Source organism: Pedobacter sp. 01N416 (genome assembly GCF_056399685.1).
On record NZ_JBFTRT010000073.1, the window covers coordinates 1 to 16,542 of the forward strand.

Genomic DNA, 16,542 nt, shown 5'->3' on the forward strand with positions numbered 1-16,542 from the left:
CGTGCAATTGCCTAAACCGCGGCAATTGGAGGTATAGTGGTATTTTTTAGCGCCAGGACTGTTGCAAATGTACACGGTTGTATTTTCTTTACAAGTAATGTTGGTAAAGAAAAAGAGGAGTAAGGAGAGCGTTTTCATGATTAAGGGATATTTATTTTTTAATAAAATCTAAAATATATTTCACAGCTTCGGCTTGATTGCTTGCCGCAGGCTTAAGTTCAAACCTTTTTACACCAGAGCTTTTCATCCAATCGCCCCAAATTAACCGCATGATTTCCATATCTGTTGGATGTTTTGTAGCCGCCCCTGTTTTGGAAAGTGATCGATCATACATTTCGATCACGATAACCTCAAGGTTCTTTAAATATGGATTTTTTGCGGGGTTGATTTTAAACTTTGTATTTTTAGATAAAAATATCCCCATATCGCTTTCCTTTGATTTTAAAAAGGCATTACGGAAATCCGCAACTTTTTTTGCACTCAAATCGTAACCCTTATCATAAATACCGGCCTCAATGTAGCCATCAGTCATTAATACCATGATGTTACGAAACTTGTGCGTTATTTTACCAACAGCTACATCTGGCAGAATAATCCTATCATCAATACCTGATTGAAAATAGGTCCAAATATCGGCTCCATTATTAGATATTGCGGCTTTATCGTTAAACTTCTTATACTCTATAGTAAAGCTATATATGTCCTTAGGGAGTGAAGAGGTAACTTTATTTCTCTCCAATATATAATTAATCCGATCAACCTGTTTATCAAATTGCTGAAGGTCGATGCTTAATAGACTCGTATTGATTTTATACAACCCTATTAATCCTTTATTGATGAAATCGACGCTATAATGGTCTAATTGGCCATCTGTTCGTTTTAACTTCAATATGTCTGACCAAATTTTCTTCAATACTCCCTGAACAATATCTACATCGTTTACCGCTTTGGGGTAAAATTTAAGGTTCAGCCGATTTGATAGATCGGGTGCGAAGATTATATTATAGTCTGTAACCTCTTTTGTTTTTTGAGCCGCGACATATGTACAGGTCGAGCATATCAAGATGCTTATTAAAAAATACTTTTTCATTAGATTACCACCCGTTTATCTATTTGTGAACTTTTTACTTTCTCGTTTTGCCAATTTACAGCAGTATCAAATGCCTCTCGTGATTTTTCAGTAGCTTTTAAGATTGCATATTCTTCATGGAGGTAATCGTTCCAGCCTTCTAAAAAGATATTGATCCTATCATTTAGCGAATCGATAGAAATCGGAAGATTATCATTTTCGACATGGCTTTTATAAATGGTAGCAATATCTACAATATGTTGTTGCGAGTTTGGATTCAGTGATCTTATATTGTGCTTCTAAACCGATGTTCTTTCCATCTATCACGTAAATTTCACCTTTAATCAATAGACTTTTTTGTTCTTCTAACTTTAAATCCTCATCCATTTGCTTGATGAGCAGGTTATTTTTTAATGTAGCAACATCAGGGTTTCTTTCATCAAAAATTGTCATAAGTTTTTCGAAAGCGAACTTTAGCATAAGCAAACCAAAGGCACCTAATAAAAACACCAGGTAGAAATTAGGATCTTTAAAGGCCATGGAAATTTTCCAAGGTTCTAGAACGTCTCCTATTTCATATTTCATTTGATAAATGGCTGCCGAAACTTTGTAGGCAATTGCCGTATCAACCAATACAATCCCAACGAGGAACATAGTTATTATAATCCATTTTTTCTTTGTAAAAAGTTTGATGAGTGCACAGAAAAGTGGGATACTTACAAAGAGTAAGATAAAAATGATACCTGACCCGCCTTTTGATAAGGTTAAAGACAATGCTTTAGGATTAAATATTTCCATCGGAATGGCATCAAGTCCTGCGGCTTTGGCTGCTTTTGAGTCTTCAACTGCAAACAATAAGATGTAACATGCTGAGGAGTAGAAAATAAAAAGATAAGTGATTAGGCAGATATTTGCGAACAATACTGGAATAAATTCATACCATTTAAACTTTGGGCTGACAAAATCTGTTTGTGCAATACGTATCTTATTCTTTATCTCGGCAATAATTTTTTCATGAAAACCAATTTTATTCTCTTTAAGGCTTTGGATTTCCTGTTTATTTTTTTCGATCTCTGCTTTGGTGTTAATGAGCTGGTTCTTGGCATTTAACGTTTCGTGTTCCGCTTCTGCCTCAGCGGTTTGTAATTGCAAATTAAGATTTTCTTCAAATGCATTAAGGCTCTTTACTTCCTGCTCATCAATCTTGGTTTTTAAACGTTTCTTTTTGTCTTCAACTACGTCAATATCGTTTATGAAAACTGAATAAACAGTATCTAGTGACTTAGTAAGTACCTGGTGATCACCATTGTTATATTTCGATCGCTCGTAACCTTGCCCCCTTAACATAGATCGATCAAAATTACCAACCTCGGCAGCAATCATCGAATCAAGCACCTTGGTAAATTCAGAAATRGCATGTTCTTTAGCCGTGTGGGTTTCGATTTTCGTCTCTACTTTTAAAGGTAATAAAGGAACATCAACCGTTTCGCCCCGTTGCAAGGTTGCCTTATGGTTAATGTCGTTAAAATTAGTGATTAAATGAGCTACAGTTTCGGCATGATTTGTTACAATTATACTTTCGTGATTATTTTTCCTTGCATTTACCGACCAATTATAAGAACCATGCAGTGCAATCCGTTTATCAATTACACAGAATTTTTGATTCATGATACCATAGCCAACATTCTTTATCTTAGTTACTGAAGCTCCCAAGGAAACAAGTTCATCAAAATCTAACTTTAGATTCTCTTGATTATCGGCGATGATTAGCTCAACCTTTACATTTTGAGCGGCTTTACTTTTAACGATAGCGAATAATTCCTCGTCAGTAAACCATGCACTGGCAATTAGAATTTCGAAATCTGCTCCTTCTAGCTCTTTAACTATCCGGGCAAAAATCTCTTTGTTGTCTTGCAACACTTGCTGATCGAGTTGGGTATTTTCTGTGAGCATGAGTTTTTCATTTAGGAATGAACACATTGCTGTATCCGTACTTGATTTAAAAATTATTTTAGTTGTTTAATCGTTGTTTGGTAATCTCTAAAGCTCTGTCCGAATGCTTCTGTAAACTCGTAATTGCTAAATTCGTATTCTTCGTTTAAGCCTGTATTCGTACGTAAATTGATCTGGCCATATTTGGCTATTGGGATCTGGTAGTTACCTTTAAATCTTTTATCTGGTGTACCATTTTTATTTACTTTGGCCCAGGTCCTGTCGATTACTTTCGAATCGCGAGGTACCGTACCGGTTTCGGTAAAACGAACATAACTTTGCTGCAGGTTAAGCTCATCAAGCCCGATGATGGCAAAATTTGTGTTATTGGAATACATGATGATGAAGCTGGGATAGAAATATAAATCCGCGCCATTTGCATTTTCGAAGTATAGTGCTTCAAAGTTTGATCTGATATCGATAAGTGATTTAAATGCAAACTTTACATCTCGTTTATTTACAATGGTGCTGGCAGATGATCGCGCTGCCACGCGATCTTGAAAATGGGCACTCGTTACATCCCAAATTTTATGGGAGGTTGTTAAGTTCCCGAATGCTTTCACTAAGCGATCGTACTTTTCCCTGATTTCGGGTTCAAATTCTATATCAAGCTTGACATAACAGTTGTCTATTTGAAGTGATGTTTGCTTGATGGCTTCTTTTTGTGCCGTAATATTTATTTTTAAGCTTGTGGGAATAGTCTTTTTTATTAGGCCATAGAGGAATATATAACTTAGCACGAGTTTAGTTTTCGAAACACCTAAAGTAGCCTGGATTTTTAATAAATCGCTTTTGAGTTCTTTCCTTTGCTGTTGGGCCAATAGAATAGCCTCTTTAACACCAAGCATGTTTTGGCTGGTTATTTCATGAATGTCGGCACTGAAAATATTGTCTAAAACCTCTACTGGCTCGTTTGGCAGGTATACCTGAGGCTGAGGACTTGAGCCTGAAAGTTTATGCCTGCTGTTAATGCCTAGAAGTGGAACAGAGGTGTTAAGATAGGTTCCTGATTTTCCGAAAGTCATRCTTGCCCCTTTAACTCCTATAGAAGTGGATATACCACTTTTACTTAAGTTTAAATGAACACCAGGGATAATTTTTATCCGTTTGTGAAAGCTCCAAGCCATTTTAGTATTTTTTAATTTTGATACTACAAAAATAAGTTGCTTGAAGGGGCTTACATTACGGGAAACCGTAAAGCAAAAAACTATTTTCACAATTAATTTTCAGCAAAATGGATTCATTAACAGCTGCTTACAAAACTGGCAAAATGTAGCATATATTGAATAAATTAACGCACTAATCATTCTTCGGCTTCACATAATCTTCTGATTTTTCTTTCTTCCACCAGCTATTATTGAGGCGTTTAATGGAATAAAAAGCGCGGTTTACACCTGGTTTCATGGTTGCGGTATCGAGGTGTCTGCGCCATACGTGGATTAGGGTATCGGTACCGATTACTATCCACCAGAAGGTTTTGCCATAACGTTTTGTGGTGTACACTTCGCTGATGGTGCCCTTAATTGTTTTGTTGTTGAAACCAGGTTCCATTAACTGATAGGTGATCACTTTCCTTTTTTGTGCCTGGGCATTGCCTATTATGATTGTTAATAATAGCAGTGTAAAGAGATGTTTCATGCCACTAAGGTATTTCGGCAAAAAATATATTCCTTACGGCTAACAGTAAGGGAATGATAGCAGGTTGTTTATACCAAAATGAGAGGTTGCCCTGCCTGGTTCGAAAACAGCCACGGAAACAACCTCTACATTTTTTGAGAGATGAGCGGATAATTAGTAGTTTTCTATAGTCTGATGCAACTGGTTTCTGTAATCGTAAAGCTCATCGAGGTTAAACAGCTGCTTTTTCTCGCCAGCGTCTTTTCCTTTCTCGAAAGTTTCGATGTACTTGTTAACGGTATTAAAATGGAACCTGCAAATTGGTTTACGATTATTGTCATCCAGCAATACGCCAAAGTAAGATTGGGTATCTCGTGCAGCGATCCTGGCAGATGGAATCTTCTCGCGCAAAATGGCCTTTACAATCTGGAAAGCTTCTAATTCCTCTTCAGTAGTTACGATTTTAGAAGCATCGGGATCTTCATTAATAGGAATCACTTTACCCTCCTCCTTTTTCTCAATTTTCTCGTTAATATTCAATGCCGATTTTAAGCGGTTGCTGATGGATTCATTGATCGAAATGGTAAGGGCTTTTTTGGTATAATCTTTAAAAGCAATCATCCGGTTTGCCGTTAAGGGTTTGTCGAAAAAACGGTTCACCAATAGTTTCACCATTTCATCAGAAGGGCTGTCTATTTCTTTTTCAAATTCCTTTCTGATGGCTTTGATGTATTTTAAACCTTCGGCCGAATCGAGAATCGTTTCTAAATTATATTCGTTTTTGGTAAAACTTTCGAGGATTTTAATGGCATTATCTTTCAGGTCTTCGATATCGATGGTTAAGAATGGTTTCTCGTCCATAATATTCGGTTTTTCCAGATCGGCGTAAAAATTGTAAACCGTACCATTGGTTAATACCCCAAACCGCGCTTTAGAAACATGGTAATAGCGATGCAACTGAGAGTTGTGCGCATCGGCACTTTCTTTCCAGTGTTTACATTCGAAAATGAGGATGGGCTCATTGTTTTTACGGATCACATAATCTACCTTTTCGCCTTTTTTGGTGCCGATATCACAGATGTGTTCGGGTATAACTTCTGTAGGGTTAAAAATATCGTAACCGAGGATTTGAATAAAGGGCATTACAAATGCATTTTTCGTAGCCTCCTCGGTATTGATCTGCTCTTTTAAGCCCACCACGCGCTGATGAAGTTGTTCTAACTTTAGTTTAAGATCCATAACTTTTTGCATTAAATGGTTTCATCTTTTACTGATGCATCCGGCGCATTTTCTTTAACCGATTCGATACCGTTATCTMTGGCATCAGCAGTTGTATACATTTGGCTGGTACCGATAATTTCGCCATTTGCAGCTTTTAAATTGAAATAGTACGCTCCGGTTTTGGCAATTTTTCTGTCGTACATGGCATCGGTTGGTGCATTGGTTTTTACCGATTCGATACCTTTGTTGCAGCCTGCTTTTGTGGCGTAACCCTCGCTGGTGAGGATAACCCTGCCGTTTGCCGCTTCGAGATTAAACTGGTATTCGCCGTTTGTTCTTTTGGTAATGATAAATTTTCCCATAGTTGTTTTTTTAAGCTGCTCAAAAGTATGGGAGGAATATGGTGCATCCTTACGGGAAACCGTAGGTTGGTTCATTAGTCAACAGTTCATTGGTTGATAATCTTAACGATAATCCACGTCAAATACTATTTTTTAAACCAAGGTTCGCAGCGGCAAAACAACGAGAATGCAGCAACGTAGGGAAAACCGTTTAAAGATTCTGAAACAAGTTCAGAATGACGAATTTGTGAAGGATCATCAAACGAGTGACTAAGCGAGACCAATCGTTAAGAGTATGGACTAAAGACTAACCTAAGCTAAATCACCTTATTTGCAATGCAATAAGCAATTAGCTGACCATTATTTGAAATATTGAGCGCGGTTTTAATATAATTTATGCGTTTTTCGATGCTGCTCAAGCCAGATGGCTCCATCTTTTTTTGTTTCAAAATGCCCGACATTTCTTTTTGGGTTTTTCCATCTAAAATGAGCGAAACGATTGTTTTATCATAGTGCGTAAAATTGTGCAGGTATTCTTCTTTTTGCCTCAGGTTGGGCGAATGGTATTTCTTGTTTTTATAAATGCTTTCTAAAGCCAGTTTAAGATCTTTGGCATCATGGCGGGCTTTAGGTACATAAGCATCGATATTTAATTCTTTAAATAGTGTATTGGCAATTAAGGCCCTGTTTTCTATCGAAAATACCAGCACTTTTAAATCGGGCTGTATTTCTTTTAAAGCTTTGATCAATTCTCTGCCTCCTGCTATTTTTTGTTTCGGATAGTCTTCATCAAAAGAAAGGTCGGTAATGATCAGTTCATAAGGATCGCCATCGCGTAGTGCTTTTTGTACCCGTGTAAATGCATCATCACAATAAAATACATAATCTTTATCGGCTATGGTAATGCCAAGATCTATAAGGGCGCTACGGAGCGATTTACTAACAATTTCATGATCTTCGGCGATGAGTACGTTTTTGAACATATTTATATTTTTATAAGGTTGGAAATGAAAATTTAACACGAAGCCCTCCATCGGGCTTGGTATCAAAAGTAATATGGCCAGAAATACTTTCTATACGGGTTTCCGTATTTCTTAATCCATTTTTAGGTGTTAAAACCTCCATTCCCTTTCCATTATCTACATATAAAACAGTTATACGGTCATTTTCACGTTTAAAATTTAAGGTAACGGTATCTGCCACACTATGCTTTTTCATATTGGTCATCAGTTCCTGCAAAATGCAAAACACTTCAGCTTTAGTGTCATCATTAATAGCTTCCCAAAGTTTTTCGCCGCCACCTTCAATCGTTATGTTAGTTTCCGCCGAGGCATAAGCGTATAACATTTTCGACAGTTCAATCGAAAAACTTTCTTCATTGTGGACATCTTTATTGTCGTAAGAAAGATCTCTCGATATTTTATAGATCACATCAAGTTTGTCGGCCAGGTCGTTCTTATCTATTTCGGGTGTGTTCTCTACCTCCGACATTACCTGGTATACCCTATTGGCCACACGGTCGTGAATTTTTTTTACATATTTGAGTTCCGTTTTTTTAACTTCTATTTCTTTTTCCTGTTGCAGGCTTTTTTTCCGTTTCTGGTATAAAAAATAGCCCAATAGCAAACACAGGATTAAAGTGCCAATCCCTATATTTCTGAGCAGTATATCTTTTTGTTTTTCAATATTCTCAGCTTTGGCCTTCAGAAAATCGGCTTTGTTTTTTTCCGTTTCGTAGCGGATAAGAGCAAATTGATTTTTGGCTGCATTACGGGCATTCTGTATACTATCATCAAGTTGTTGATAGATTTCAAAGTATTGCTTAGTCTTTATAGAAGAACTTAATTTAATAAGTTTTTGAAGTGCTTCGAGTTTATCGGTGGCACTATTTAATTTTTGTGCAATTTCATATCTTATCAGTGCATAGTTCAATGCAGAATCTGGCCATTTTGAGGTATAGTAATCAGAAAGATGTGCATAGCTTGAATTTTGCCCCCATAGATCATTTTCTCTTTTTCGAATCTGTAACGATTTCAAGAAATCGGGAACAGGATTATATCTAGGATTTTGAAGCCATTTTGTTTTTGCAATATTGGTTAATAAGCGAGCATATTCTACTTTATTTTTTGAAGCCTTTACTAAGATCTGATCATATATTTTTAGTGCTGAATGATAATCCTTTATTTCTTGGTACACTTTTGCCTCGTTATTTAAATACATACGGGTATCTAGGGGATCATCAGAAAACTTTATGGCTGAATGATATAATTTTAATGAATTATTATAATCTTTTAAATTGTATGTGGCAATACCTAAATTGTTATAATTAGATCCTAAATAGTAGTGATGCTTTGGATTATTTTCATTCAGATATTTATTGGCTTGAAGTGAGGTTTCCTGACCGCTAAAGTAATCACCTTCGTTCGTTAGTATTATTGCCATATTAATTAAGCTACTGGCAACGCTCAAGCTATCTCTATTCTGGAGTCCGAATTCTTTTGCCTGATAAAATAGAATAAAGGCACTATCTGGCTTTCCACTATCTCGATACTTTTTTGCTATATCGTAGTATGGATTATTAAATTTCTTTCCTATAGTTTCTTTTTCTTTGCAAGAAAATAGGAAGAACAGAAGGATAAATGAGAAAAGCAGTTTCAAGAGGCTATTTTTTATCCGAAAATACAAAAAATAAGAAGGTTTTATTCATTCAATTTTTTGTTCTCAGGTAGATTCTGTAACGGCAATAATATTTTTTCAAATCATTGTGATATAGATCATAAAGCTAGGTTGGAAGGGTGTGGGATTTTTAAAAGGTTAGTACAAAAAAAGGAAGATGGCCATAAGCCATCTTCCTTGTAAAAGATGTTACCTTGGAGGGTTTTGCCCTGTATCACCTCCAGTGCCATCGTCACCTGGGTCCGTATCTCCTGGGTCACCTGGATCACCAGGATCCGTATCAGTAGTATTTACAGTTGTTGTTCCGCCACAAGATGCAGAATGGTTTGTATTTGATGGAGTAGCTAATCCCAATAGGATAGCAATAAATAATGGTAAAAACATGATTCAAAAATTTTAGAAATGATTAACTCAGTAGTTCCCCGCGACCATTCGCGGGGTTTGCTACGATTTGTAAATCAGAAGGCCTTCTGAAATTTTTGGGAAGTGTTGAGTGTCTGTCGCGGGAGCCAATAACTGCTTCCCAAACCGGCTATTAACTACCGCGATTTCTACTCGTTTTTAACAGTTGATTCTTTGCTTGGATTATTGTTTGAATCGTTGCTTGAATTAAATGTTAGGACAAATATCTTAGCTTTAAATCGCTAGTTTTCAGATAATTCCGAAGATTCTAAATAATTCTTTTTAAATTCCATAGAATTCCGGAAAACCGTAAGGGTTCCAAAAATTCCATTTCTATTTTTACGCTTAAATTTTTTGAAAAATGCCTGAAGATTATCAAGACTTAGTATTGGCTACCTATAAAAAGATGAGAGATGGTGGGGAGCTTTATACAATTTTACCTAAAGAAACCACTACAAGATTAAGAACAGCTTGTTTAAAGGTTTATGATAGTAGATATATTCCAAAGGAAGCTGATATACTTCCAAACGATGCTGATATACTATCAGTGTTTTTTGAAGTAGATAAGATGAAGTGCGATGATTATCGGAAGGTTATCAATGATTCAGAGCCAGATGATTTTAAGGCTTTATGCAACCACATTAAAGGAGAGACAGGGAAAACTAGCGAAGAGAATACAGACCTTTTAGCCTGGTTAATAGATTTCCAACCTAGACCAAGTGGTATTTATTATTCGACCTTAGTAAGAGGAAAGGATAATGGACGGGGAGCTGGTGAACGTAAAACCAAGCCGAATAATCTCCTAACACAACAATTATTTCTTACACGTTATATTGTCGTTTCATGTATTTTCTTAATTTTTATCGGCAGTATTGCTTTTACGATTTGGGAAAATTGGTCTACAACGATTAGGATGCCTAATCCTGATGAAAAATACATGTATTGGGATGGCGACCATTATGAACCAGTAAAAGAAGGCGAACAAAAGGCTGGTGTTCCTACAATCAAATTAAACCTTCAAGCACTGAAACGGCAACGCAGAATTAATTTACATGATACGATGACCAATTATTCGGTAGGGAAAGTTTGGCATATTAAGATTGGAAATAATCCTGAGTTTTATACTGATAGTGGAATACATCCTGTAGATACAGCAAGGCGATTAAGGCCTATGAGTTCATATGTGCATACCAAATATAATTCTTATCCAAGATATATATTAACGCATTTAGTCTGGTTTATCTGCGCCGCCTTTTTGATAAGCATCTGTGGCTTTGGGGTAAGTAGAATTAAGAGAAAAGTGAGCGACGAAAAGAATGGACATACAACTAATGATAGTTTGCTCCATTTATCTAAAACGAAATTAGCCCAACAATAAGTTTAACCTATTATTGGGCTATGAAATGTATTTAACGGCTATTCATGGTGTAACCCAAATGCATCACACCTGGATTAAACCATTACCTGTTTTATTGGCCCCAGTTTACCTGGATGTTGTTTTTTTGGGCGTAGGCTTTACCTTTTTCCATTAAGGCATTAAAATTTTGCTCAAAGCGGGCGCCATATTTCTGGTCGATGCTGTTAATAATTTCATCTTTGGCACTTTGGCTGCCTTTACTGTCGCACAGTTTGGCATAAGCCAGGTATTCGTTTTTATAAACGGGGATGACCAGTTCGTACAATTGCTGCGAAAGGGCTTTAATTTCTTTTTCTTCATCGCCCGAGGTGGAGAGCTTTTTTACCTTTTCGAGCGATTGCTCGAGGTATAAAATTTTGTTGTTGAGGCTGGTGGTGGCTTCGTTGCCTTTCTTTTTACTGGATGGGATATCGGGATATTCTTTGGTTTCGTCGTTGAGGTGGCGGGCCAGATCAGGGCTGGCAAAATCGTTGATCATATTGGTGTTTAAGATCGTAATGTCGAAGAAATGTTCCGGGGTTTCGGAGCATGCGGAGAAAAAAAGTGTAATGAGGATTAAAATAGCGAATCTTGATTTTTGGGATAGTGCTTGTAATTTGTTCATGAGCTAAAATGGGTTTTCCTTATGAAATTTAAGCTTCGGTAGAAGCAAAGATTGAGCCGTTTTTGAGTTTTTACCTTATAAGAAATATAAGATCATTTAAGTGCCTGGTCGATTGATCAGTCCAGAGTTGGAAGTCTGGAGTTGGTTTACAAAAGATAGTTTTACCATTAAGAGGTTAGGAACATTAAGATAACCGCCTAGCTTGGTGTTCTCCGTGCCTAGACTCTGCGAAATTGCGGTTAAAAGATCAGGGTATTTCACCATTAAGGAGTTAAGATTGAGACCAGCGCTACGCCGGAAGCATCTCTATGTTCTCCGTGCTTTTTCTCTGCGGTCTCGGTGGTAAAAAATGCAAAGAGTCCGAAAGTCGGAGGACCAGGGGCGAAGTTAATAGCGCAAAAATAACCGCCTGCTTTGTATTCTTTGCGCGCTCTTCTCCACGAAATTGCGGTTAAAAGAGCTAAAATCAGCTATCTATCCGGCAACCATTTTTACTGCCAAAATGTGCTTACAAATACCTCTTTTACCCTGGTAGGTAGTAAACCATTCGCAGGTACAGCGGTAACCCTGTTTATTGATAACAACCTTGTGTAATACACCAGTGCCTTTAACTTCAGCCTCGATATAACTGTTTTCTTTTTTAAGGATCTGAACCTGCTGCTCATCAATCAGTTTTTTTGCATTTTTTAACCGGGGGTTTAAAGTTAATATGCGTTCCGTTTTAAAAGGAAGCTGCCGATAAAAATGGCTTCTGCCCATTAAATCGTAACCGAGTAAGCCGATTGATGATAAGCTTGAGGTGAGCTGGTCCATTGTACCAAAATCGATATCGTGCTCGATGGAAAGTAAGGTAGGGTCGAAATTTTCGTTTGCTTTGAGTAAACTGTTCAGTCCGTATACCCATTCAACCGGTAAATTTTCCGTCATCTGTTCAAGTGCCTTTCCTTCACCTGAAAATCCGCGGTATGCATCGGGAGAGAAAGCCATAAGCAATTGCATTTTACCAAATTCATATACAAAGGCCACGGTCTGTTTATCGGCAGATTCGTAAATGTAAACCTTATCGGCAATAGCTAAAATACCATCTAATAAGCGGAGCCTGTGTAAGCCCCCTATACGCACGGCATCAGCGGTTGCCAGTGTCGAAAACATAAATTTGCCTGCCCTTTTCGAAATAAAGAAATCGCCTTTAACTGTTCCTTTTGGCAGGTTTTGAAAAAGTTGTATGGTTTGTATTTTATTCAGTTCAAATTTTAGGTCCATATCAGCAAGATAAAGCTGTACACTGGTTAAGCCCTTAATCCAACGGGTGGGTAAGGTTACCTTTTTTTCTGTCACTTTAGTTTTGCTGGTAATTACCTGTACTTCTTGCTGGCCCACCGCCAGGGTTACTTTTTCGTTTTTCTGGATGCTGTTCAGGGCATTTAACATGGGATCGTTAAAATCGACATTGGTAGTGCCGCTTGCAATAAATTCACCATCTATAGATTCGGGTTTCATGTCCAGTCTAACATATACGCCGTTGCATGAAGAAAAACCTTCAAACCTGATGCGTTCAGTACCGGCAGTAACAATGGGATCTCGTAAACTTGGAGGGATTGGACCAAAGCTTGATCTAACTACTTTAGCAATGGTGCTCCAGCATTTAGCGGTAACATAAGGATCGGTTAAGCTTCCCCAAAAAAAGCAGGGGATATTGTTTACGGCCTCTATTTCGGTTTGGTGGGCTAAAACTAAACTATTAATTCCTTTAGTTTTGGTAAAGGCAGAAACGCCACTGTAGTGATATTGTAGGTCGGTCATGTTAAGCTGTAATAATTTGTTTAATTAAACCCTTAAGGGAAGCATTGTCTTTCCATCTTTCGAAAAATGCAATAGCCTCTGGCATAGGTTGTTTATTGGTTTTGTAAAGCATATCTATATAATGCTCAACCAGTTTTTTAAAGTTTACAGGAAGCTTTTCTGCAATAACCAGGTGTTTTAACAAGTTTTCAAGCAGTTGTAGAAATGCAGAATTGTGCAAGGCAGAAACATCTTTTAATGCCCCAATACTTTCTACCAGACGTAAAAATGCCCCATATTTATTTGAGGCTAAATAAGCAAGCTTTGTGGCCAAAAGATCCAGATCGATAATCCGTTTTTCGACCAGGTTGATCAATACGCAAGAAAGAACCATGTACTGTAGTAAATGGGGGTAAATCGAAGCTTAGCTCGTACCACGATGCTGATCTTTCTATTTTCTTGGTCTGATAATTCGTATACTCGTTCCACTTTTCTTTAATCCTTATTTCGGGCTTAAACGGAGAAACAGCCATTGGATAATCTTTGAGGTAAGTATTGTTAAATACGGCAAAGGTTTCATCGGGATAGTACATTCTGGCGGCCATTGCCCACACGCTTTTTAAGCCGGCCTCTGTTGAACCTCCCATTTTCGTCAACAGTTTATTAAATATACTATCGCTTTTAATCGTAATATCTTTTGTAGTGCCCAAACAAAAGGCCATGAGTTGTTTAAGCTCGCCGTTAAGCTTTTCTAAAAGTGGAACCGCTTCTTCTACCTGTTCGCGTGGCATGCGGCTAATGGCAATAGTTAAATCGAGTGCATTGATTTCTTCTTCATTTTCATGATAGGTAATTAATCTTTCTAAAAGTATTTTTGGAGCCACCCAATATGGATAGTGTGTAGGGAAAGAAAGCATGGGTAGGCGGATGTTGCCAGCCATTCTTTTTTGCACGATATCTAAATAAGGCCTGATGAGCAGGAGCGTTTTGATTTTATGATAGGTATTTTGTGTTATGGTAAACACAAAACCGATATTTTTTATTTTTTCGCGCAGAAATGTGGCGATATAAGTTTTATGAACACTTTCAAAATATTTCTTTTCAACCTGTTGTCCGTAAGGGGCTAATTGTTTGGCATAATCAGCAGGGAATAAATGTTGTTGGGTGATGTAGGTATTTAGTAGTATCTCGGCATCGGCTATTTCTTCTGAAGCAATAAATTTGCCGAATAAATATACCACATCATTCCAATCCTTCGGCAATACAATGGGCTCATTTAGCACCTTTTCCTGTTTATGTTTAAAATGATAGCTTTCTAAAGCGTCATCAGCAACAAGAAAATCTTCGGCCGCGAGCAAACTGCTTAAGCCCGCGCGGACATTTCCCAACATCAGTGCCGAATAACCTGATAATTTTTCGTGTAATGCAATATCTTTTGGTGCTGCTATTTTTAAGAGCAGTTTACTTGCCCTTTCTTGCAGGTTAAGATCGGGCACCACATAAGTATCAGCAATCAGAGAAGTGATCCTTTTGTTTAATTTGGGTTGTGATTTATTCAGTTTCTCCAGAACAGGCAGAATGTTCTTAATGGCCGTTTTGTTATCGTTGCTCATCATCAAAGGTTCAAGCCAATCGAGAAAAGAGTTGGTGTTAAACTTTTTCTCTTCATAAATCTGTTTGATCAACGCTACCGATGCATTTACAACTGGTGCAAAAGCATATTGCAAACAAGCAAAAAGGTATTCCTGATAAAGCACAAGCTCTGCAGCAGTAGGATTTAAATCGCTTAATCTTTTTCGATAAAAAGATTTAAGGTTGTTGTTCCAATCTTTGGTTTGGATTAAAATGGCCTGTTCTATAAACTGTTGCCGATCTAGTTTCCCATCCTGCAATAGGGCGTTGTAGATAATCTCCCATATAGAAAATTCGTTATATGCCTGGGTATCGTTATCTCTGAAGTAATTGTTCTGTATCCCGGTTTCGTAGTAGTATAAATTGGGTACATCGCGTGTATAGGCCAACTCATCGTTCAGTATATATTTGATAAAATCTCTTGTCTTTATTTTAGACGACCACTCCCTAAAGCGGCCTAAACACAACGTATACAGTTCGGGCAATGGTTTAATTAAAGCATGACTTTCGAGGAAACGCAAGGTTTGGTAACTAAAATTCCGCCACTCGCTTTTTTTCACTTTATCGAGAATAAAATCGTTAATCCAATCGGGTTGCGCCCATTGCAAAATGGCTAAAATTTGAGGGTCTTTCGCTTTTTCCAATATGTCGAAAGCTTCATCCCAGGCCATAATATCTGTTTTGCTCAGTAGGCCGATGGCGGTAAGTGTAATAATATCTCTTAATTTCTCATCCCCTCTTGTACCCCACCTATGGCTTGCAGACTTAAACCCTGGTTCATTGCTAAGGTCAATATAAGTCATCCAGTGCCGTTTTTTAGCTTTAATATGCCTTTTAAGTACTTCTATATTTCCTTTGGCGTTTTGTTGCAGAAATGGTAATAATGCTGCCAGATTTCTCTCCATCAAAATGGCGTCGTAAGCATTTAATATTTCGGTTACATCTTTACCTCCACTTTTTTTAGGTGTGGATAGCACCTGGCTGATAATTACTTCACCCGTTTCGGAATAACCTTTCTTTGTTTTTTCGCTCAGCAGTTTTTCTGCGGTTTTTAAACATTGGTCAGCATCGTCAAAAGTTTTAGTCTGCGAAATACCGCTGGTTCCATTTCGGCCATAAGTAACGGTGTAGCTATTGTTGAGTACTTCAATCTGCCAGAACTTATCCGAACTGCCATCAATGTATTTAAGGTGTTTTTTCATGCTGAGCGCACTTTTAGCATTAGAGATTCCGTGAATTTATGAATAGCTAAACTATTCAATTTTTTCTAAAAAGAGAAGGTTAGTCGTAATGTATTGAGCTTTAAGATTAGCTTCGCTGAGCACTGCGTGGTTCTCGCCTGCGCGGGAATGACGGACGATTTTTCCGTTTTGTCATCATAAGTGAGCTGTACTAGGCATAGTTGAAAGTGAAGGATCTTTTTAATTGAAACATATAAGATTATATAATCTCGATTATGCCCAACGCTGCGGTCTTTGCGCCTTCTCTCTGTGCGCTTTGCGGTTAAAAAATATGGAAAATGTATGATGGATTGTGGAAACAGTCAGGCGTTTGGCGGGGAGCGATTAGCGCTGATTAAAAAATGCTGAAGCTTATATGGTCAAATAATATGGAATGGGGTGCTCGGTTTGGTCTACAATTAACAGAATAAACCATTGCCGAATGAACCAACAATAATATTCCCAGCAAGAGGCATTGATAGTGAGCTACTTAATATGTAGATTTAGTTTTATTTTTTAGCCTGCTTTAGCTTACGCCAATATTCTTGTTATTGTGTTAAACCCAAAAA

At 37.5% G+C, this 16,542-nt stretch carries 14 protein-coding genes; 1 reads left to right on the forward strand and 13 read right to left on the reverse strand.

The genetic code is table 11. From position 1 onward, the window contains the following. Positions 1–151 precede the first annotated feature (151 nt). The 9 genes from AC1DND_RS06320 to AC1DND_RS06360 all read right to left on the reverse strand — a co-directional run bounded on the left by AC1DND_RS06320 (position 152) and on the right by AC1DND_RS06360 (position 9,300). The gene (locus AC1DND_RS06320; protein WP_477580010.1) at positions 152–889 is read right to left on the reverse strand and encodes a hypothetical protein; all 738 of its coding nucleotides are present in this window, start codon (positions 887–889) and stop codon (positions 152–154) included. Positions 890–1,300: 411 nt separating this feature from the next. Next, positions 1,301–3,022: a phospholipase D-like domain-containing protein gene (locus AC1DND_RS06325; RefSeq protein ID WP_477580012.1), complete on the reverse strand. Its 1,722-nt coding sequence runs from the start codon at positions 3,020–3,022 to the stop codon at positions 1,301–1,303. Between the two features lie 53 nt (positions 3,023–3,075). Further along, the gene (locus AC1DND_RS06330; protein WP_477580014.1) at positions 3,076–4,188 is read right to left on the reverse strand and encodes a DUF4236 domain-containing protein; all 1,113 of its coding nucleotides are present in this window, start codon (positions 4,186–4,188) and stop codon (positions 3,076–3,078) included. Between the two features lie 172 nt (positions 4,189–4,360). After that, positions 4,361–4,699, reverse strand: coding sequence for a hypothetical protein (locus tag AC1DND_RS06335; protein WP_477580016.1), 339 nt, complete (start codon positions 4,697–4,699; stop codon positions 4,361–4,363). Between the two features lie 153 nt (positions 4,700–4,852). After that, positions 4,853–5,917: a type I restriction endonuclease gene (locus AC1DND_RS06340; protein WP_477580018.1), complete on the reverse strand. Its 1,065-nt coding sequence runs from the start codon at positions 5,915–5,917 to the stop codon at positions 4,853–4,855. Positions 5,918–5,928: 11 nt separating this feature from the next. After that, positions 5,929–6,336, reverse strand: coding sequence for a YegP family protein (locus tag AC1DND_RS06345; RefSeq protein ID WP_477580020.1), 408 nt, complete (start codon positions 6,334–6,336; stop codon positions 5,929–5,931). Positions 6,337–6,557: 221 nt separating this feature from the next. Further along, the gene (locus AC1DND_RS06350) at positions 6,558–7,223 is read right to left on the reverse strand and encodes a response regulator (RefSeq protein WP_477580022.1); all 666 of its coding nucleotides are present in this window, start codon (positions 7,221–7,223) and stop codon (positions 6,558–6,560) included. Positions 7,224–7,233: 10 nt separating this feature from the next. Then, complete coding sequence (locus AC1DND_RS06355) at positions 7,234–8,898, reverse strand: tetratricopeptide repeat-containing sensor histidine kinase (protein ID WP_477580024.1); 1,665 nt, start codon at positions 8,896–8,898, stop codon at positions 7,234–7,236. Between the two features lie 207 nt (positions 8,899–9,105). Next, on the reverse strand, positions 9,106–9,300 hold the full coding sequence (locus AC1DND_RS06360) for a hypothetical protein (protein WP_477580026.1): 195 nt from the start codon (positions 9,298–9,300) through the stop codon (positions 9,106–9,108). A 379-nt stretch (positions 9,301–9,679) separates the two neighbouring features. On the opposite strand from AC1DND_RS06360, the gene AC1DND_RS06365 reads away from it, so the two are divergent. Continuing rightward, entirely contained in the window at positions 9,680–10,696 is a 1,017-nt protein-coding gene (locus AC1DND_RS06365; protein WP_477580028.1) for a hypothetical protein, read from the forward strand. 91 nt (positions 10,697–10,787) lie between these two features. On the opposite strand, the gene AC1DND_RS06370 is transcribed toward AC1DND_RS06365, so the two are convergent. The 4 genes from AC1DND_RS06370 to AC1DND_RS06385 form a co-directional block, all read right to left on the reverse strand. After that, positions 10,788–11,339 carry a hypothetical protein gene (locus AC1DND_RS06370; protein WP_477580030.1) on the reverse strand — a complete coding sequence of 184 codons (552 nt, stop codon included), beginning with the start codon at positions 11,337–11,339 and terminating at the stop codon, positions 10,788–10,790. Between the two features lie 474 nt (positions 11,340–11,813). Further along, entirely contained in the window at positions 11,814–13,142 is a 1,329-nt protein-coding gene (locus tag AC1DND_RS06375) for an SWIM zinc finger family protein (RefSeq protein ID WP_477580032.1), read from the reverse strand. 1 nt (position 13,143) lies between these two features. Then, positions 13,144–13,455, reverse strand: a complete 312-nt coding sequence (locus AC1DND_RS06380; protein ID WP_477580034.1) for a DUF7825 domain-containing protein — start codon at positions 13,453–13,455, stop codon at positions 13,144–13,146. Next, positions 13,421–15,955 carry a DUF6493 family protein gene (locus AC1DND_RS06385; protein ID WP_477580036.1) on the reverse strand — a complete coding sequence of 845 codons (2,535 nt, stop codon included), beginning with the start codon at positions 15,953–15,955 and terminating at the stop codon, positions 13,421–13,423. Before AC1DND_RS06385 ends, AC1DND_RS06380 begins: the two co-directional genes overlap by 35 nt. Positions 15,956–16,542 lie beyond the last annotated feature (587 nt).

Bases quoted from the DNA above. Each gene is read 5' to 3' on its own strand.
- AC1DND_RS06335 (WP_477580016.1), bottom strand. From the start codon at position 4,699: ATGAAACATCTCTTTACACTGCTATTATTAACAATCATAATAGGCAAT.
- AC1DND_RS06340 (WP_477580018.1), bottom strand. From the start codon at position 5,917: ATGGATCTTAAACTAAAGTTAGAACAACTTCATCAGCGCGTGGTGGGC.
- AC1DND_RS06350 (WP_477580022.1), bottom strand. From the start codon at position 7,223: ATGTTCAAAAACGTACTCATCGCCGAAGATCATGAAATTGTTAGTAAA.
- AC1DND_RS06360 (WP_477580026.1), bottom strand. From the start codon at position 9,300: ATGTTTTTACCATTATTTATTGCTATCCTATTGGGATTAGCTACTCCA.
- AC1DND_RS06365 (WP_477580028.1), top strand. From the start codon at position 9,680: ATGCCTGAAGATTATCAAGACTTAGTATTGGCTACCTATAAAAAGATG.
- AC1DND_RS06370 (WP_477580030.1), bottom strand. From the start codon at position 11,339: ATGAACAAATTACAAGCACTATCCCAAAAATCAAGATTCGCTATTTTA.
- AC1DND_RS06375 (WP_477580032.1), bottom strand. From the start codon at position 13,142: ATGACCGACCTACAATATCACTACAGTGGCGTTTCTGCCTTTACCAAA.
- AC1DND_RS06385 (WP_477580036.1), bottom strand. From the start codon at position 15,955: ATGAAAAAACACCTTAAATACATTGATGGCAGTTCGGATAAGTTCTGG.